This window comes from Sphingomonas sp. Leaf34 (assembly GCF_001421805.1).
Lineage (GTDB): Bacteria > Pseudomonadota > Alphaproteobacteria > Sphingomonadales > Sphingomonadaceae > Sphingomonas.
The window spans coordinates 1,004,263-1,021,642 of sequence record NZ_LMLC01000001.1; the positions used below are offsets into that span (position 1 = coordinate 1,004,263).

The 17,380-nt window shown below is 66.9% G+C and carries 18 protein-coding genes and 1 tRNA gene; 12 read left to right on the top strand and 7 right to left on the bottom strand.

Annotated elements, in window-relative coordinates; genetic code table 11:
• The first annotated feature begins 4 nt into the window (after positions 1-4).
• The 9 genes from nusB (at position 5) to ASF00_RS04585 (ending at position 7,679) form a co-directional block, all read left to right on the top strand.
• Positions 5-460, top strand: a complete 456-nt coding sequence (gene nusB / locus ASF00_RS04545) for a transcription antitermination factor NusB (protein WP_055874659.1) — start codon at positions 5-7, stop codon at positions 458-460.
• A gap of 108 nt (positions 461-568) precedes the next feature.
• Positions 569-1,462: a thiamine-phosphate kinase gene (gene thiL, locus ASF00_RS04550; protein WP_055874662.1), complete on the top strand. Its 894-nt coding sequence runs from the start codon at positions 569-571 to the stop codon at positions 1,460-1,462.
• Between the two features lie 91 nt (positions 1,463-1,553).
• Positions 1,554-3,710, top strand: coding sequence for a sodium-translocating pyrophosphatase (locus tag ASF00_RS04555; protein ID WP_055874665.1), 2,157 nt, complete (start codon positions 1,554-1,556; stop codon positions 3,708-3,710).
• A gap of 195 nt (positions 3,711-3,905) precedes the next feature.
• Complete coding sequence (locus tag ASF00_RS04560) at positions 3,906-5,381, top strand: DNA-methyltransferase (RefSeq protein ID WP_055874668.1); 1,476 nt, start codon at positions 3,906-3,908, stop codon at positions 5,379-5,381.
• 188 nt (positions 5,382-5,569) lie between these two features.
• Positions 5,570-5,788, top strand: a complete 219-nt coding sequence (gene infA / locus ASF00_RS04565) for a translation initiation factor IF-1 (protein ID WP_031441079.1) — start codon at positions 5,570-5,572, stop codon at positions 5,786-5,788.
• Between the two features lie 46 nt (positions 5,789-5,834).
• The gene (locus ASF00_RS04570) at positions 5,835-6,413 is read left to right on the top strand and encodes a Maf family protein (RefSeq protein ID WP_055874671.1); all 579 of its coding nucleotides are present in this window, start codon (positions 5,835-5,837) and stop codon (positions 6,411-6,413) included.
• Entirely contained in the window at positions 6,406-7,368 is a 963-nt protein-coding gene (locus tag ASF00_RS04575; protein ID WP_055874674.1) for a ribonuclease, read from the top strand. Before ASF00_RS04570 ends, ASF00_RS04575 begins: the two co-directional genes overlap by 8 nt.
• On the top strand, positions 7,365-7,550 hold the full coding sequence (locus ASF00_RS04580; RefSeq protein ID WP_055874677.1) for a DNA gyrase inhibitor YacG: 186 nt from the start codon (positions 7,365-7,367) through the stop codon (positions 7,548-7,550). The genes ASF00_RS04575 and ASF00_RS04580 overlap by 4 nt, the downstream gene beginning before the upstream one ends.
• Before the next feature lie 53 nt (positions 7,551-7,603).
• Positions 7,604-7,679: transfer RNA gene (locus ASF00_RS04585), tRNA-Phe, on the top strand.
• A gap of 194 nt (positions 7,680-7,873) precedes the next feature.
• Here ASF00_RS04585 and ASF00_RS04590 read toward each other — a convergent pair.
• The 5 genes from ASF00_RS04590 to ASF00_RS04610 all read right to left on the bottom strand — a co-directional run bounded on the left by ASF00_RS04590 (position 7,874) and on the right by ASF00_RS04610 (position 12,279).
• Positions 7,874-8,941, bottom strand: a complete 1,068-nt coding sequence (locus ASF00_RS04590) for a 5-(carboxyamino)imidazole ribonucleotide synthase (protein ID WP_055874679.1) — start codon at positions 8,939-8,941, stop codon at positions 7,874-7,876.
• Positions 8,942-8,977: 36 nt separating this feature from the next.
• Positions 8,978-9,433, bottom strand: a complete 456-nt coding sequence (purE, locus tag ASF00_RS04595; protein ID WP_055874682.1) for a 5-(carboxyamino)imidazole ribonucleotide mutase — start codon at positions 9,431-9,433, stop codon at positions 8,978-8,980.
• A 264-nt stretch (positions 9,434-9,697) separates the two neighbouring features.
• Positions 9,698-10,384: a 2,3-diphosphoglycerate-dependent phosphoglycerate mutase gene (gpmA, locus tag ASF00_RS04600; protein ID WP_055874684.1), complete on the bottom strand. Its 687-nt coding sequence runs from the start codon at positions 10,382-10,384 to the stop codon at positions 9,698-9,700.
• 150 nt (positions 10,385-10,534) lie between these two features.
• Complete coding sequence (locus ASF00_RS04605; protein ID WP_082463235.1) at positions 10,535-11,653, bottom strand: M14 family metallopeptidase; 1,119 nt, start codon at positions 11,651-11,653, stop codon at positions 10,535-10,537.
• Positions 11,654-11,664: 11 nt separating this feature from the next.
• Entirely contained in the window at positions 11,665-12,279 is a 615-nt protein-coding gene (locus tag ASF00_RS04610; protein ID WP_055874690.1) for a DUF4136 domain-containing protein, read from the bottom strand.
• A gap of 157 nt (positions 12,280-12,436) precedes the next feature.
• Here ASF00_RS04610 and ykgO point away from each other — a divergent pair, with 157 nt between their 5' ends.
• Positions 12,437-12,562, top strand: a complete 126-nt coding sequence (ykgO, locus tag ASF00_RS04615; protein ID WP_003046794.1) for a type B 50S ribosomal protein L36 — start codon at positions 12,437-12,439, stop codon at positions 12,560-12,562.
• Positions 12,563-12,570: 8 nt separating this feature from the next.
• On the top strand, positions 12,571-13,197 hold the full coding sequence (locus ASF00_RS04620; RefSeq protein ID WP_055874694.1) for an HAD-IA family hydrolase: 627 nt from the start codon (positions 12,571-12,573) through the stop codon (positions 13,195-13,197).
• Between the two features lie 108 nt (positions 13,198-13,305).
• Here the strand turns inward: ASF00_RS04620 and ASF00_RS04625 are convergent, their stop codons facing one another.
• Positions 13,306-13,908, bottom strand: coding sequence for a L,D-transpeptidase family protein (locus ASF00_RS04625; RefSeq protein WP_235525609.1), 603 nt, complete (start codon positions 13,906-13,908; stop codon positions 13,306-13,308).
• A gap of 202 nt (positions 13,909-14,110) precedes the next feature.
• On the opposite strand from ASF00_RS04625, the gene ASF00_RS04630 reads away from it, so the two are divergent.
• Positions 14,111-14,815, top strand: a complete 705-nt coding sequence (locus tag ASF00_RS04630) for a murein L,D-transpeptidase catalytic domain family protein (RefSeq protein WP_055874697.1) — start codon at positions 14,111-14,113, stop codon at positions 14,813-14,815.
• Here ASF00_RS04630 and ASF00_RS04635 read toward each other — a convergent pair.
• Positions 14,797-17,346, bottom strand: a complete 2,550-nt coding sequence (locus ASF00_RS04635; protein WP_055874701.1) for a DegT/DnrJ/EryC1/StrS family aminotransferase — start codon at positions 17,344-17,346, stop codon at positions 14,797-14,799. The genes ASF00_RS04630 and ASF00_RS04635 overlap by 19 nt on opposite strands.
• Between the last annotated feature and the right edge of the window lie 34 nt (positions 17,347-17,380).

Genomic DNA, 17,380 nt, shown 5'->3' on the forward strand with positions numbered 1-17,380 from the left:
GCTTATGTCCAGAACCGCCCCCCGCACAAAGGCGCGCGCCGCCGCGCGTCTCGCCGCCGTCCAGGCGACCTACCAGCATGAGATGGAGGGCACCGCGATGCCCGTCCTGCTCAACGAATTCCACCAGCACCGGCTCGGCGCGACGATCGAAGACGTCGAATATGCCGAGGCCGACGTCGATTTCTTCGACGACCTGGTAACCGGCGCCAACGCGCGCGCGGGCGAGATCGACGGGCTGATCGAAGGCAAGCTCGCCAAGGGCTGGACGCTCGCGCGGCTCGACAAGCCGATGAAGGCGATCATCCGCGTCGGCACCTTCGAACTGCTCGCGCGCAAGGACGTGCCCGTCGCCGCGGTCATCAGCGAATATGTCGACGTCGCGCATGCCTTCTACGACAAGCGCGAGTCGGGCTTCGTGAACGGGTTGCTCGACGGAATCGCGAAAGAGGTTCGGGGCTGAACGCTCGTCATCCTGCGCTCGACCCAGGATCCAGAGTAACGGCGCGCACCGTTCGTAGCTCTGGATCCTGACTTTCGTCAGGACGACGGCAGTGCTTGGGGAGCAGCAATGACCGAAGCCGAGTTCATCGCCGCGCTCCGCCGCCTCCCGCTCCACCCGGCGGCGCGTAGTCTCAACGACGACACCGCGCTGCTCGATGCAGGCCCGCTCGTCATCACCACCGACACGCTCGTCGAAGGCGTGCATTTCCTGCCCAGCGACCCGCCGCAGGACGTCGCGTGGAAGCTGGTCGCGACCAACCTTTCCGACCTCGCCGCTAAGGGGGCGATCGCCGAAGGGATCCTCCTCAACTACCCCTTGGGCGACGACGCGTGGGACCCCGCCTTTGTCGACGGGCTCGCCGACATCCTCGCGGCGTTCGACACGCGGATCATCGGTGGCGATACCGTCACGCTGCCGCCGGGCGCGCCGCGCATCCTGACCGTCACCGCGTTCGGCAGCGACGCCGCCGCGCCGGCGCGGGGCGGTGCGCGCGCCGGCGATGCGCTCTACGTCACCGGCACGATCGGCGACGCCGGCGCAGGGCTCGCCATCGCGCTCGGCGAGGACGGCCCGGCCGAGCTGCTGGCTGCGTACCGGCGCCCGCAGCCGCGCCTCGCCGACGGGCGCCTGCTCGCGCCGCAGGTCCATGCGATGATGGACGTGTCCGACGGCCTGCTGATCGACGCCGCGCGGATGGCGCGCGCGAGCGGGCTCGCGGTGGCGATCGACCTCGCCTGCATACCGTTGTCGCCTGCCTATCGTGCCTTTTCGGGCGACCGGATCGCGGCGGCGACCGCAGGCGACGATTATCAGCTCCTCTTCGCCGCGCCCGAAGAGTTCGTCACGGATGCGACGCGGATCGGCGCGTTCTCGTCCGGCGCGGGCCTTACCCTCCACGACTCGGGCACGCCCGTCCCGCTCCCGGCAAGTCTAGGCTATGAGCACGCCCCGCGGGGATAACTTGCGCAATACCCCTGCACTGATAGGCTCCGGACATCGGGACTCGGCAAAGCCGAGACCGGAGGAGGAACTGGAAAAGGGATAGCGCCGTATGACGACCGTCTATTTGGCCATGATCTGCGGCGTCATTGCCGTCCTATATGGGTTCGTCACGAGTCGACAGGTGCTCGCCGCCTCTCCCGGCAACGCCAAGATGCAGGACATCGCCGCCGCCATCCAGGAAGGCGCGAAGGCCTATCTCGGGCGGCAATATACCACGATCGCGATCGTCGGCGTCATCGTCGCGGCGATCCTTCTCCTCACGCTCGGCATGATCTCGACGATCGGCTTCGTCATCGGCGCGGTGCTGTCGGGCGTCGCGGGCTATGTCGGCATGAATATCTCGGTCCGCGCCAACGTCCGCACAGCCGAGGCCGCGCGCACGTCGCTGCAGGCCGGGCTGACGATGGCGTTCCGGTCCGGCGCGGTCACCGGCATGCTTGTGGCGGGCTTGGGGCTGCTCGCGATCAGTGCGTTCTTCTGGTATCTCACCGGTCCCGCGGGTCACGCGCCCAACGACCGGATCATCGTCGAGGCGCTGACCGCGCTCGCGTTCGGCGCATCGCTGATCTCGATCTTCGCGCGTCTGGGCGGCGGCATCTTCACCAAGGCGGCAGACGTCGGCGCGGATCTGGTCGGCAAGGTCGAGGCGGGCATCCCCGAGGACGACCCCCGCAACCCCGCGGTCATCGCCGATAACGTCGGCGACAATGTCGGCGACTGCGCAGGCATGGCTGCCGATCTGTTTGAAACCTATGTCGTCACGCTTGGCGTCACGATGATCTCTATCGCATTGCTGATCCAGGCGAGCGGTGCCGAGCTGATGCGGCTGATGACGCTCCCGCTGCTCGTCGGCGGGGTGTGCATCGTCACCTCGATCATCGGCACCTACATGGTCCGGCTCGGCGGCGGCAGCATCATGGGGGCGCTCTACAAGGGCTTCTTCACCTCGACGTTCCTGTCGATCCCGGCGATCTATCTCGCCACGCAGTACGTGCTCGGCGATCTCCACCGCGTGATCGGCGGCGCCGGCTTCCTTGATCCCGCCACCGACGACCTGACGACTCAGGCCGCGCCATCGCTGACGCAGAGCTTCACCGGCATGGACCTGTTCTGGTCGATGATGATCGGGCTGGTCGTCACCGGGCTGATCGTGTGGATCACCGAATATTACACCGGCACCAACCACCGCCCGGTCCGGTCGATCGCCAAGGCGTCGGAGACCGGCCACGGCACCAACGTCATCCAGGGGCTTGCAATCAGCCTCGAATCGACCGCGCTGCCGACGCTCGTCATCGTCGTCGCGGTGATCGTCGCCTATCAGCTCGCCGGGATCATCGGCATCGCCTTTGCCGCCACCGCGATGCTTGCGCAGGCGGGGATGGTCGTCGCGCTCGACGCCTATGGTCCCGTCACCGACAATGCGGGCGGCATCGCCGAGATGGCGGGCCTGCCCGACGACGTCCGCCAGCGGACCGACGCGCTCGACGCGGTCGGCAACACCACGAAGGCGGTGACCAAGGGCTATGCGATCGGCTCGGCGGGGCTCGCCGCGCTCGTGCTGTTCGGCGCCTACACCACCGATCTCGCGACCTATTTCCCCGACGTCACGGTCGATTTCAGCTTGAGCAATCCGTACGTCATCGTCGGGCTGCTGCTCGGCGCGTTGCTCCCCTATCTGTTCGGGGCGTTCGGGATGACCGCGGTCGGTCGTGCCGCCGGCGCGGTCGTCGAGGAGGTCCGCGAGCAGTTCCGCACCAATCCCGGCATCATGCTCGGCACCAGTCGCCCCGATTACGCGCGGACGGTGGACCTCGTGACGAAGGCGGCGATCCGCGAGATGATCGTGCCCTCGCTGCTGCCGGTGCTGTCGCCGCTCGCGGTGTATTTCATCATCACCGCGGTCGCGGGGCAGGCCGCCGGCTTCGCGTCGCTCGGCGCGATGCTGCTCGGCGTGATCGTCTCCGGTCTGTTCGTCGCGATCTCGATGACCAGCGGCGGCGGGGCCTGGGACAATGCCAAGAAATATATCGAGGACGGTAACCATGGTGGCAAGGGCTCGGAAGCGCACAAGGCCGCGGTGACGGGCGACACCGTCGGCGATCCCTACAAGGACACCGCCGGCCCTGCGGTGAACCCGATGATCAAGATCACCAACATCGTCGCGCTGCTCTTGCTCGCGGCGCTGGCCGGCGGCGGTATCGGCTGATCGAGCCTGATCGCCGAGCGGCGGGGTACGCCGCCTGCTCGGCGATCATCATCGCAAGCGCGCCGCCGCCCCGCTCGAACCCTCGAAGGACATGGGCGGTGCCCCTCGCCGGAAGACTCCACAACGGAGCAAATCCGCCGACTACGGATGCATCTCGCTTGGACGAACGGCAATGTGTCCCCGCATCCTCGGGTCATGCGAAACCGGCCCGAAAACCATCTCTTCTACGGCGACAACCTTGCCGTCCTTCGCAAGGAGGTCGCCGACGAGAGCGTCGACCTGATCTATCTCGACCCGCCGTTCAATTCGAACGCCAATTACGGGATCCTGTTCAAGGAGCCCGATGGACGCGCGTCGAACGCGCAGATCGAGGCGTTCGAGGATACCTGGCACTGGAACGAGACCGCGGAAGACGCCTTCGACCAGGTCGCGCGGAGCGGCAACACCAAGGCGTTCGACCTGCTCAACGCGATGCGCGGGTTTCTCGGCGACAACGACATGATGGCGTATCTGGCGATGATGGCGGTCCGCCTGCTCGAACTGCACCGCGTGTTGAAGCCGACCGGCAGCCTGTATCTCCACTGCGATCCGACCGCGAGCCATTACCTGAAACTCCTGCTCGACGCGATCTTCGGCAAGCGGCATTTCCAGAACGAGATCATCTGGAGCTATCGCCGCTGGCCGTCGGTGTCGCACCGGTTCCAGCGGATGCACGATTGCCTGCTGTTCTACACCAAGCGCGAAACCGGCAACCTGTTCAACACGCTCACCGTGCCGCCCTCGCCAAGTTCGCAAAAGCGCTGGAAGGGCGCGCTGCAGAAGGTGACGTTCACCGCGGACGGCGCGCGCAATCCGACGCAGGAATCGGGCCTGTCACCGGGCGTCGCGATGAACGACGTCTGGGACATTCCGATCATCGCGCCGGTCTCGAAGGAGCGGCTGGGCTATCCGACGCAAAAACCGGTGGCGCTGCTCGAGCGGATAATCGCCGCGTCGTCAAACGCGGGGGACGTGGTGCTCGACCCGTTCTGCGGCTGCGGCACCGCGGTGCACGCCGCGGAAAAGCTCAAGCGGCAATGGATCGGGATCGACGTCACGCATCTCGCCATCTCGCTGATCGAAAAGCGGATGAAGGACGCGTTCCCCGCGGTCACGTTCACCGTCGAGGGGACGCCGAAGGACCTCGCCTCGGCGTATGATCTCGCCTTGCGCGACAAATACCAGTTCCAGTGGTGGGCGGTGTCGATGGTCGACGCGCTCCCGTTCGGCGGCCGGAAAAAGGGCGCGGACGGCGGGATCGACGGGCTGATCTATTTCAACGACCACGATAGCGCGTCGGGCAAGATGGTCACGCACCGCGCGATCGTCTCGGTGAAGGGCGGGCTCAACCCCGACACCGCGATGGTCGAGACGCTCGCCGCGACGATCGCGCGCGAAAAGGCACCGATCGGCATCCTCATCATGAACGCCAAGCCGACGCGCGAGATGGAACGCCGCGCGGCCGCCGTCGGAATCTACCGTGCCGGTGTCGACGAGGCGTTTCCCAAACTCCAGATCCTGACGCTCGCCGACCTGTTCCAGGGCAAGCGGCCGCGCATCCCCAATGTCGACCGCGCCGCCTTCCGCCGCGCCGCACGTGAGGCGACCGTGCACCAGCCGAGCCTGTTGTGACCGCTGCGCCGCCACCGCTCTGGCAATGACAGGACTCCCTTGTTTCTCTCCCACGGAACGCCGATATCCGAATCACACAAGCGGGCATGGGCATGACGCCTGTGACCGCGCTTCGGCCCTGCTTTCCTTTTTCGCGAACCTGCGGTAAGGGCGCTCGTCCCGAAATTCCCCCAATTCAGAGATTATATTTGGCCAAGGAAGAACTGCTCGAGATGCGCGGCCGCGTGGTGGAACTCCTCCCCAACGCGATGTTCCGGGTTCAGCTCGAAAACGACCACGAGATTCTCGGTCACACCGCCGGCAAGATGCGCAAGAACCGCATCCGCGTGCTGGTCGGCGACGAGGTGCTGTGCGAACTCACCCCGTACGACCTGACCAAGGGTCGCATCACCTACCGCTTCAAATAAGCCCGTGGGCGCCTCGGCGCCCGCCGCTTGCTGTTACGAGGCATTAATGGTGGTCCCAGCACTCGTCTTGGCCTCTTCCTCGCCCCGCCGCCGCGACCTGCTCGCGCGGCTCGGCGTCGTACCGTCGCGCGTGGCCTCGCCCGATATCGACGAGAACCCGCGCAAGGCCGAACCCCCGCGCGCCTATGCGCTGCGTCTCGCGGTCGAGAAGGCCGCCGCGGTCGCACGGGCGGAGGGCGAGATCGTCCTTGCTGGCGACACGACGATCGCGCTTGGCAGCCGCATCCTGCCGCCTGCCGATACGCTCGACATTCAGCGCGACCTGCTCGGCAAGCTATCGGGGCGGCGCCACCATTGCCTGTCCGCGGTCTGCGTGATCGACGCGACCGGCAAGGTCCGTACGCGCATCGCCGACACGATCGTCGCGTTCAAGCCGCTCTCGGCCGCCGAGATCGACGACTATCTCGCGTGCGGCGAAGGCCTCGGCAAGGCCGGCGGCTATGCGATCCAGGGCCGCGCGGAGGCGTTCGTGCGCTTCCTCTCGGGTAGCCATTCGGGTGTGATCGGCTTGCCGTTGTTCGAAACGCGCGCGCTGCTGAAGACCGCGGGCGTCGCGCTTGCCTGATACGGGGCCTGCATGGCTCTACGAAGCCGGCATCGGCGAAGCGCGGGCCGCGCTGGTGCAGGACGACCGGATCATCGAGGCCGCGATCGAGCTCGATGACGGCAACGCGCTGAAGGTCGGCCTCGTCGCCCGCGCCCGGCTCATTGAGCTGCTGCCGGGCCGCCGCGGCCGCGTCACGCTCGACGCCGGCGACGCGCTGATCAACCACCTTCCGGCAGGCATCACGCAGGGCGCCGGCCTGACCGTCGAGATCGTCCGCGACGCGCTGCCCGAAGCGGGCCGTGCGAAGCTCGCCAAGGCCGTCCCGAGCGACCTGCCCCCCTGCCCCGCGCCGACGCTCTATGAGCGCCTGGTGGCGACCGGGCTGCCCATCCACAGCCCCCGCGCGCACGAACCCGACGCGCTTGAGGCGGCGGGCTGGTCCGAACTGCTCGACGAAGCGGTAAGCGGCGAGATCGTCTTCCCCCTCGGCGCGCTGCGCCTCTCGCCGACGCCGGCGATGACGTTGTTCGACGTCGACGGCGCACCACCGCTGGATACACTCGCGATCGCCGCCGCGCATGCCGTGGCGCGGGCGATTCGTCGCCACGGCATCGGCGGCTCGATCGGGATCGACTTCCCGACGCTTGCCGGCAAAGCGCAGCGCACCGCCGTTGCCGTGGCAATCGACGAATCCTTGCCGCAGCCGTTCGAACGGACCGCGATGAACGGCTTCGGCTTCCTTCAGATCGTCCGCCCGCGCCCGCGCGCGTCGATCCCCGAAATCCTGCGCGCCGATCCGGTCGGTGCAGCGGCCCGCGCGACGCTGCGGACGCTCGAACGCACGCCGCCGACCGCGTCGCGCCGCCACACTTTGCCTGCCACGGTCCATGCACGCCTGCTGGCGCGTCCTGCGTGGCTGGCGGACCTCACGCGGCGCACCGGCGTCGTCCACGACCTGGAGAGCGCCCGATGACCGCGACTGCCTCGACCGTCACATGTCCGATCTGCGACCAGCCTGCGGTGCCTGAGTACAAGCCGTTCTGCTCGAGCCGCCACCGCGACCGCGACCTGTTGCAGTGGCTTGGCGAAGGCTATCGCATCCCTGGGCGCGCAATCTCGCAAACGGGGCTGGACAGCGCCGAAGACCCCGACTAAACGCGCCCTTCCGATCGCAAGGTCGGACGCTTCTCCGGTCCCAGACCGGACGTGCCCGGATAGCTCAGTTGGTAGAGCATGCGACTGAAAATCGCAGTGTCGGCGGTTCGACCCCGTCTCCGGGCACCATTTTTTCCCACTCCCGTTCGTGCTGAGTAGAGACCGGGTAGCTGTGTCAGCAGCATATCGAGCGCGCGTATCGAAGCATGGGTTCCGCGCGCCAACCTGCCCTCCGATACGCCGTCTCGATACGCCGCCTACGGCAACTGCTCGACGGCTACTCAGGACGAACGGCAGGGCGCTCGGACGCCCACGCGGTCGGTTTAGCGAACGATCCGCGTGACATGGCCCATCTTCCGGCCGGGTCGGGCGGCGCCCTTGCCGTACAGGTGCAGATGGGCGCCGGGTTCGGCGAGGAGCTCGGCCCAGCGATCGGCGTCGTCACCGATCAGGTTTTCCATCGTCGCGTCACGCCCGGTCAGCGTCGTCGCGCCGAGCGGCAGGCCGCAGATCGCGCGGATGTGGTTTTCGAACTGCGAGCATTCGGCGCCTTCGATCGTCCAATGCCCCGAATTGTGCACGCGCGGCGCCATCTCGTTGAACACCGGGCCGTCGGCGCCGACGAAGAACTCGCATGCCAACACGCCGACATAGTCGAGTTCGGCGGCGATCCGCTCGGCCAGCGCAGCGGCTTCCCCGGCCTGCGCCAGCACCGCGGCGGGTGCGGGAACGGTCGAGTGGCGCAGGATCGCGTCGCGGTGGACGTTCAGCGGCGAATCGTAGCGCTGGATGCCGCCATCGAGGCCGCGCGCGATCAGGATCGAGAATTCATGGTCGAACGGCACGAACGCCTCGAGCACCGCAGGGCCGCCGATCGCGTCCCACGCCGCCTGCGCCGCGGCGGGCGTGTCGATCTTGACCTGCCCCTTGCCGTCATAACCGAAGCGCGCGGTCTTGAGGATCGCGGGGGTCCCGATCGCCTCCAGGCCCGCCTGCAGGCTTTCGAGGCTGTCGACCGCGGCCCAGGGGGCCGGACGGCCGCCGACGCTCTCCACGAAGCGTTTTTCGCCGATCCGTTCCTGCGCTACGCGGAGCGCGCGGGGGCTCGGGTGGACGGGAACGCGGTCGGCGAGCCATTCGACCGGGTCGACGTCGATATTCTCGAACTCGTAGGTCACGACGTCGCACGCGTCGGCGAAGTCGGCCAGCACGATGCGGTTGTGATAATCGGCGCGCGTCATCGTCGAGGCGGACTGCGCGGCGACGCTCTCCTGGTCGGGCGCGAGGATGTGCGTGTGATAGCCGAGCTGCGCCGCGGCGGTGGCGAGCATGCGGCCGAGCTGGCCTCCACCGAGGATGCCGATGGTCGATCCGGGGGGCAGCGGCGTCATGTCAGCGTCTTTCGGGATATCGGCTTTAAGGCGGCGTCAGGCGGGGTCGGTGGCGACGGCGTCGGTCTGCGCGGCGCGCCAGGCCTTGAGGCGGGTAGCAAGCGCCTCGTCCGCGGTCGCCAGGATCGCGGCGGCGAGCAGCGCTGCGTTGATCGCGCCGGGTTTGCCGATTGCGAGCGTGCCGACCGGGATGCCGCCGGGCATCTGGACGATCGAGAGCAGGCTATCCATGCCCTTGAGCGCCTTCGATTCGACGGGCACGCCGAGCACGGGCAGATGCGTCATCGACGCCGCCATCCCGGGAAGGTGCGCCGCGCCACCCGCGCCGGCGATCACGACCTTCAGGCCACGGTCGGCGGCGGTCGTCGCATAGTCGTACAGGCGTTGCGGGGTGCGATGCGCGGAGACGACCCTGGTCTCGTGCGCGACGCCGAGCGCGTCGAGCGTCTCGGCGGCGTGGCGCATCGTCTCCCAATCGGAGGTGCTGCCCATGATGATGCCGACTAGAGCCACTTCCGCCCCCCGATTCAGGAAGCGCCGTGCCTAGCGACGAGCGCGGACAAGGGCAATGTCTTGGTGGACGCCGTGGGAGTGGACGACCGACATCGGGCTTTCGCGTCGCACGAACTGCACTTCCCCGGCGAAGGCCGGGGCCCAAGTGGGCAACATTGCTAACGAAGGACGGTGCTCCGGTATCGCCACCTTCCCAATTGGGCCCCGGCCTTCGCCGGGGTGGTATCGCTCACCAGAAGCTGCTTACCTCTCGCTCAGATAATAGCGGTCCGTCGCGGTCAGGTCTGCGTCGAGTTCGTAGACGATCGGCTGGCCGGTCGGGATCTCGAGGCTGGTGATCTCGTCGTCGGGGATGTTCGAGAGATGCTTCACCAGCGCGCGGAGCGAATTGCCGTGCGCGGAAATGAGGACGCGCTGGCCATCCTTGAGCGCCGGCGCGATCCGCGCATCCCAATAGGGGAGGACGCGCGCGATCGTGTCCTTGAGGCTCTCGGTCTTGGGAATCGCGATGCCGTCATAGCGACGGTCCTTCGACAGGTCGAAGGCGCTGCCATCGTCAAGCACGGGCGGCGGCACGTCGAAGCTGCGGCGCCAGATATGGACCTGCGCGTCGCCGTGCTTGGCCGCGGTCTCGGCCTTGTCGAGCCCCGTCAGCCCGCCATAATGCCGCTCGTTCAAACGCCAGTCCTTCTCGACCGGCAGCCAGAGCCGGCCCATCGCCTCGAGCGCGATGTTGAGCGTCTTTATCGCGCGCGTCTGGAGGCTGACGAAGGTCTGGTCGAAGTCGAGACCCTTGGCGGCCATCAGCTCGCCCGCGGCCTTAGCCTCCGCCTCGCCCTTGGCGGTCATGTCGACGTCCCACCAGCCGGTGAAGCGGTTCTCGAGGTTCCAGGTGGACTGGCCGTGGCGGATCAGGACGAGAGTGGGCATCGGGGCTCCTGCGACGTGGGAGGATGAAACGATAGTGCGGCGGTTGCCCCCTATCCGTCATCCTGACGAAAGTCAGGATCCAGAGCCAAGAGGGCCAGCGATCGGTTACCCCGGCTCCTGACTTTCGTCAGGATGACGGGCACGCGAACGTCAAATCTCGTCGATCATATCGGCGAGCGTCTCGAGCATCGCGTGCGCCAGCCGTTTCGACCGCTCGGGCGACCAGCCATATTCAGCATCGGCGTTGGCGTCGTGATCCTTGAACGGCATTTCCAGCGTCATCGACACCGCGCCGAAGCGCTCGGCGACCTGGTTGGTCGACATCGACAGGTTCGCCGTGCCCGGTGCGGACTTGGGATAGCCCTTCTCGGTCTGGAAGTCGGGCGTGTGCGCCGCGAGCCGCCGGCCATAGTCGTAGAATTTCTCGCCGTGCGCATCGGTCCAGGACGGAATGCCTTCGAACCCTGCGATGAAGTTCGCCGGGATCGCCTCGTCGCCATGGATGTCCATCGCGACGTCGACCCCGGTCAGGTCCATCGCGTTGCGCACGCACAAGACTTCGGGGCTCTTCTCGAGGCTGGGCGTGTGCCATTCGCGGTTGAGGTTCACGCCGACCGCATTGGTGCGCAGATGACCGCGCCGCGTGCCGTCGGGGTTCATATTGGGGACGATGTTGAACGTCGCCTTCGCCAGCAAATCGGCCGTCACCGGATCGGCCGGATCGGTCAGCCGCTCGAGCGCGCCTTCCATCCACCATTCGGTCATCGATTCGCCGGGATGCTGGCGGCCATAGATCCAGACCTGCTTGGGCCCCGACCCGATCGTGAAGCAGTCGATCGCCTGCCCGTCGAGCGACTGGCCGAGCTCGCGGTGCGCGACGCCCGGCAGCAACGCGGTACGCGCCACCAGCGCCTCGTGCATCTCCATCGTGTACGGCGCGAAATAGGCGAACCAGGCGAGATCGGTCTCCGCGGTGAAGTCGAACTCCAGCACGCCATCCGCATAGCGCGTCTCGATCATCCGCCACGCCCGGCGATCGGTGCTGGCGCGCGTCTTGTAGCCCGGCCAGCCGAACGGATAGGCCGACTTGCCCGCGTTCAGGATGCGGTAGGTCAGCGACCGCCCGGCCGCCCCCGCCACACGGAAATAGAACCACTGGAAAAAGTCGGACTGAAAGTCCGTGACGATCTCGAGGTCGATTCGATCTCCGTCGATGGCGACAACGCGAATGTTGCCGCCATCGAAAGCGGCGTTGATGGTCGGGTTCATGGCGTTTGCGTTCATTTCACCTGAATAGTGCGACCGGACTCGCCGGGGAACCCCATGAACAGCGCGCGCGCGAGCTTGTCGGCCTGGATATCGGTCCGTGCGTCGTCCTTGCGCGCATCGGCGAACGACTGGGCGCGCCCCTCCCAGACCGGCGACTGGTCCGCGCTGCGCTTGATCGTCACCGACAGCTCGGACACGAGGATCGCGGTGCTCCCGCCGCCACCGATCGGGAAGCCGACGCCGCCGCCTAGCCCCACGCCGCCGCCGCCACGACCGCCGCTGAACCCGCCGCCGCCCAGGCCGATGCTGATCGGCGACCGCTTGGGCGGCCCTGCCTGAGTCGTGCGCGTGAAGCCGACGGTCGCGACCAGCAACGGCTTCGCGCCCGCCATCGGCACGCTATAACCGGCCTTGAGCAGTTCGCCCTGCACGGCGGCGGCATAGGTCTTGAACTCGAGGCTGGCGGGGCCGCCACCGGTGAGCGGCTGCACCGCGATCGTACCGCGGTCGATTGGTTCGCCCAGATGATAGCGCAGCACCTCGGTCGGCGGCAGCGACGGGCCGGTCGCGCACGCGGTGAGGGATGCGCCTGCCAGCGCCAGAACCAGGATCGAACGAACCGCCATCGGGACTTCCTTAGAATGTTGCGCTATAGTAACGCTCCGACCAGCCGAGTGGGTTCCCGGATGGTATGAGCGTGTCCGTTGCTTGACTTGGACACCCCCCGCCATTAGGCGATCCCGTCTTTCCGCACACCTAGATTTGAAAAGAAGCGAATCGATCATGAAGATCCGCAATTCCCTGAAGTCGCTCAAGGATCGTCACCGCGATAACCGCGTGATCCGTCGTCGTGGCCGTACCTACGTCATCAACAAGACCAACCGTCGCTTCAAGGCACGCCAGGGCTAACGCCCGACTTGCCGAAGAAGGGGAAGACCGCCGTCATTTTCGACGTCGGTCGTGTCCTGTACGACTGGGATCCGCGGGTCCTGTACGAGCGCCTGATCGGTGACGGTCGGGCGCTCGACGCGTTCCTGCGCGACGTCGTGACGATCGACTGGCACTTCCAGCACGACGCTGGCCGCGACTTCGCCGACACCTCGGCGGAGCTGGCCGCGTTGTATCCGCAGCATGCCGCGTTGATCGCCGCCTGGGGGCCGCGATTCAACGAGAGCATCGGCGCAGGTATCGCTGGCATGCACGAGATCGTCGCCGAGCTGGACGAAGCCGGCGTCCCGCTGTTCGCGATCACGAACTTCAGCCACGAGTTCTGGCCACCCTTCCGCGCGCGCGAAGCAAGGCTGTTCGACCGGTTCCGCGATATCGTCGTGTCGGGCGAGGAGAAGATGGTGAAGCCCGACGCGGCGATCTATCGACTCGCGCTGGCGCGATTCGGGCTGGCGGCGGAGGACGCGGTGTTCGTTGACGACAATGCGGCGAACGTGGCGGCGGCGCAGGCGTTGGGGATCGAATCGGTGCTGTTCACCGACGCTGCGCAGTTTCGCGCGCGATTGGTCGAGCTGGAGCTCCCGATCGCGGCCTGACCTACCACCGCCTGCGGCAAAGTTTGTTTCCCCGCGAAGGCGGGGACCCAAGTCTCGGTTCCCGCCTTCGCGGGAAAACACGGGGTTACCGCCCTCGCCTATCCGCAATCACTGGTCGAGCGAGACCGACTGGCGCAAATTGGCGATCGCGGTTTCCTGATCCGGGACCGGCGGCTCCGGCACCATTCCGCCCTCGAAATCGTCCGTGACCGTCACGGTCGTCCCCAGCGTCGTCACCCCGAACAGCTGCTTGGCAAACCCTAGGGGCACGCGGATGCAGCCGTGCGAGGCGGGAAAGCCCGGATTGCGGCCCGCGTGGATCGCGATCCCGTCCCACGTCAGCCGCTGCATGAACGGCATCGACGCATCGTCGTACAGGCTCGATTTGTGGACCGCGTTCTTTTGCAGGATCGGGTAGGTGCCGAGCGGGGTGTCCTTGCCGTCCTTGCCGCTGGAGATCGTCGTCGCGGCGATCATCGTCGACCCGCGATAGACGAACGCGCGCTGTTCCAGCAGGCTGATAACGATACTGACCGGTTCGCTCGACCCCGTGTCCTTCCAGACGAACTGATTCGGCGACAGCTCGGTCGCGGCCTGCTCGATCGGCATCGCGGCGATAGCGGCGGCGGATGCACCCAGCGCAGGACCGGCAACCGAGCCCAGCACGATCGCTAACCCCAATGCCTTTAACGACCGCGTCATCCCGCTCATCTTACCATCCGTTTCCGAGTCTCGATCCGCCAGTCAACGCCCGGCTGCGGTTAATGTGCCGACGCGATGAGTCGACGAACCGACCCCAAGCCGGGGTAGTTCGAAGGAACGGACCCACAACCAGTGGAAATGGTTGCAGAATATTCACCGAAAATCGGTTATAGCCATGCCTACGGGAACTGGGGCAATTTCGGGAAAATCGATGCACGACGAGCAAGGTCTTGTGCGCGAACGACGCGCGCTTCTGAAGAACGGTTTGGTTTTGGCGGGGGCACTGGCGGTACCGGGGGCGGTATCCGCAACACCACATATTGCACGGGCGTTGACCGCACGTGATCTGAAACCAATGACGCAGCCGCCGCTGCCGCGCACCACGGTTGCGGTGACGTCGCCGCGTGTCGTCCGGCCTGATCTGCTGCGCCAGGCGATGGCATCGCTCAGCCGCCACGGCAGCCGCATCCCGAACCGCGACCGGATCGCGATCGCCGATTTCGCGGCACCGTCGGGCAAGCCGCGTTTCCACTTCATCGATCTCGCCAGCGGGCGCAGCACGTCGCTGCTGGTCGCGCACGGCAGCGGCTCGGACCCGGCGCATACCGGCTATCTCGAGCGCTTCTCGAACCGCTTCGGCTCGAACGCCTCGTCCGAGGGCGCATTCGTCACCGATGATTATTATGTCGGCAAGCATGGCCGTTCGCAGCGGCTGATCGGGCTCGATCCGACCAATGACAACGCGCTCGACCGGGCGATCGTCGTCCACTCGGCCTGGTACGCGAACAAGGACATGATCGAGAGCCACGGCATGCTTGGTCGCAGCCAGGGTTGCTTCGCGGTCGGTGAGCGCGATCTGGATCAGGTGTTCGCGCGGCTCGGTGCCGGGCGGATGATCTACGCGGCGAAGGTCTGAGGCCCGAGGGTTGCGGCGCTCATGGGTGGCGCAACCCTCGATCCGGCCATGACCTGATCGACGATTTTCAGACCCACTTCGTTCTGCCACAGCCACAGGCCGTTCGCCTGCCCGGTGAAGCTGCACTCGCCACCAAGCGGCCCCGACGGTACGAACCCCGCAGCGAGACCGATGCCGTAAAGCCCCGCGATCGGCATGCCGTCGGCGTCGACGATCCGGCACTGGTCGTCGACCATTGGCCGACCAGACTGTGCCGCGAGCGGGATCGGGCTGCCGTCGCGGTCCGCGACCGGGAGTGCGATCGGTCGATAGCCGAGTGCCGCAATCACCAGATCCGCGTCTTCGATGACCGCGCGCGCCGCGATATCGTCATCGCCCGTGATCTGGTGCAGCGTGACGCGCGGGTCGGGCACCCGACCATCGACCGCGAGCATCCGTAACACCAGATCGCGCGCCTCCAGCCGGAAGCCGGCGAGGCGATAGACGAATCCCGACCGCGAACAGATGTCGTCCGCGTCGAATTCCGTAAAACCCTCGGCGTGCGCTGCCGCAACCGAAGGATAGAAAGGGCGCAGCGGCCGACGGTGCAGCACGGTGATCGCCCCCGCCCCGAACGGCAGAGCGGGCTGGTTCTTGAGCAACAGCGCGACGGTCGTCATCGCGCTGGTCGATCCGCCGATGACCGCGATTCGCGGGGCACGTATCCCGGCCAGCAGATCGGCGACCTTCTCGGTACCGCCAACCAACAGGACATCTTCGGACTGAAGCAACCGTCCGCTGGCAAGATCGACCAGCCTCGTGCCGGCGACATGCTCAGCGGCGAGCCGGTCGAGCGGCTGGTGACCGCCGGTTGCGACGACGACGTTGCGAGTAAGCTGATCGAAGACATGACCATCGGACAAGCGGCGAAGCTGCACGCTCCACACGCCGTCGCCGACGCGTTTCGCGCCGAGTGCCTCGTGACCGGTCAATACCGTGCCGCCATTGTCGCGCACGATATCGGCGAGGCGGTCACCGATCGCGCGCAGCAGCAATCCGACCTCGGTCAACGGCACGCCCAGCGCGCCCTCATGCGCCGCGACCGCACGCGCGGCAGGATGATCGAGCAGACGGGCGAGTTCGGGATGCACGTTGTCGCGCACCGCGGTCAGAAAGGTCTGTGCGGTCGAATCGGAGGTGATCGCATAGCGCCCGAGCCGCCCGCCACCGATCGCGCCGCTGCGCTCGACCACCATCAGCCCCGAGGCCGCGAGCTTGGGCAGCAGGCCGCGCTTGGTCGCCGAGGTCAGCATCGCCGTCCCCGCCGGGCCCCCGCCGATGACCATCACCGACAGCACGGCGCCGGTCGAGCCGCGCGCGGACGCACGGCGATCCAGCGGCTGGGCAATCGCGGCGCATGCACGCGCCAGCGTTTCCGCGGCACGCCGCGCATCGGCGATGCTCATCGCATCGGTGATCGGCAGCGACAGCATGCGCCCGGCGATCTTGTCCGCAACCGGGGTGCGCTCGATCATCGCGGTCGCCTGGAACCAGGGTTGTTCGCCCAGATGCGGACTGAAATACCGGCCACAGCCGACCCCTTGCGCCTCGATGCTCTCGACGATCTCGTCACGGTGATGCGCCAGGCGCTCGGGCAGCAGCACCGGCATGAACTGCATCGCCCGACGCTGCCCCGACACCGACTGAAACTGAAAATCGGGTAGCGTTTCGCGGTACGCCGCCTCCAGCGCGGCGCGGTGCGTCGCGATCGCCTCGATCTCGGCCAACTTGGCCCGCGCCAGGATCGCCAGGATCTCGGGCAGCTTCGCATTGATCCCCGGCAGCGTGGCGCTACGCCCGGCCTCGAACCCGAAATTGCCCATCGAGCGAAGCGTCGCGATCAGCGCCGGGTCGCCGCTGTGGATCAACCCGCCCTCACCGACCGCGAACGTCTTGGTGGCGTGCATCGAGTGCACGACCGCAAACGGCGCGCGCGCGCCAAATCCTTCGCCGGCGTCGTCGAGCGTCCCGAGCGAGGACGCCGCGTCGACCACGACACCGACGCCATAGCGCTTCTGGAAATCGACATAGCGATCGAGGTCGATGGCGTTGCCGAACGTCGCATAGGGCACGATCACGCCGATCCGCTCGCCATACTGATCGAGCAACCGCTCCTCGGCTTGCGCACACGCCGCCCAGTCGTCGGGATCGATATCGCAGACCAGCGGCGTCAGCCCGGCCCACGCCGCCGCCTGCGCGGTCGCAGCGAAGGTGAGCGCCGGCATCAGCGCAAGCGTGCCTTGCTTCGGATTGAGTCCACCCGTCCGCATCCCCGAAGCGTGGCGGATCGCCAGCATCAGTCCGAGCGTCGCATTGCCGACGGCAAGGCTCGCACCGTGGCCGCCAAACAGCTGTTCGGTCACGCCCGCCTCGAACGCACGCACCTCGGGGCCATTGTTGCTGAACACCCCCGATTCCTCGACGCGGCGCAACGCATCGAGATGCTCGCTCAGCCGTGGTGGGTTCGGCGCGATCAGGGGAAGGCGTTTCATCGGCGTTCCGGTTCGTTGTGAGCCCATTCTATGA

What these genes read in the sequence shown, in the direction of transcription:
- nusB (WP_055874659.1), top strand. Translation starts at nt 5, where the DNA reads ATGTCCAGAACCGCCCCCCGCACAAAGGCGCGCGCCGCCGCGCGTCTC.
- thiL (WP_055874662.1), top strand. Translation starts at nt 569, where the DNA reads ATGACCGAAGCCGAGTTCATCGCCGCGCTCCGCCGCCTCCCGCTCCAC.
- ASF00_RS04555 (WP_055874665.1), top strand. Translation starts at nt 1,554, where the DNA reads ATGACGACCGTCTATTTGGCCATGATCTGCGGCGTCATTGCCGTCCTA.
- ASF00_RS04560 (WP_055874668.1), top strand. Translation starts at nt 3,906, where the DNA reads ATGCGAAACCGGCCCGAAAACCATCTCTTCTACGGCGACAACCTTGCC.
- ASF00_RS04570 (WP_055874671.1), top strand. Translation starts at nt 5,835, where the DNA reads ATGGTGGTCCCAGCACTCGTCTTGGCCTCTTCCTCGCCCCGCCGCCGC.
- ASF00_RS04580 (WP_055874677.1), top strand. Translation starts at nt 7,365, where the DNA reads ATGACCGCGACTGCCTCGACCGTCACATGTCCGATCTGCGACCAGCCT.
- ASF00_RS04590 (WP_055874679.1), bottom strand. Translation starts at nt 8,941, where the DNA reads ATGACGCCGCTGCCCCCCGGATCGACCATCGGCATCCTCGGTGGAGGC.
- purE (WP_055874682.1), bottom strand. Translation starts at nt 9,433, where the DNA reads ATGGGCAGCACCTCCGATTGGGAGACGATGCGCCACGCCGCCGAGACG.
- gpmA (WP_055874684.1), bottom strand. Translation starts at nt 10,384, where the DNA reads ATGCCCACTCTCGTCCTGATCCGCCACGGCCAGTCCACCTGGAACCTC.
- ASF00_RS04605 (WP_082463235.1), bottom strand. Translation starts at nt 11,653, where the DNA reads ATGAACCCGACCATCAACGCCGCTTTCGATGGCGGCAACATTCGCGTT.
- ASF00_RS04610 (WP_055874690.1), bottom strand. Translation starts at nt 12,279, where the DNA reads ATGGCGGTTCGTTCGATCCTGGTTCTGGCGCTGGCAGGCGCATCCCTC.
- ykgO (WP_003046794.1), top strand. Translation starts at nt 12,437, where the DNA reads ATGAAGATCCGCAATTCCCTGAAGTCGCTCAAGGATCGTCACCGCGAT.
- ASF00_RS04625 (WP_235525609.1), bottom strand. Translation starts at nt 13,908, where the DNA reads ATGAGCGGGATGACGCGGTCGTTAAAGGCATTGGGGTTAGCGATCGTG.
- ASF00_RS04630 (WP_055874697.1), top strand. Translation starts at nt 14,111, where the DNA reads ATGCACGACGAGCAAGGTCTTGTGCGCGAACGACGCGCGCTTCTGAAG.
- ASF00_RS04635 (WP_055874701.1), bottom strand. Translation starts at nt 17,346, where the DNA reads ATGAAACGCCTTCCCCTGATCGCGCCGAACCCACCACGGCTGAGCGAG.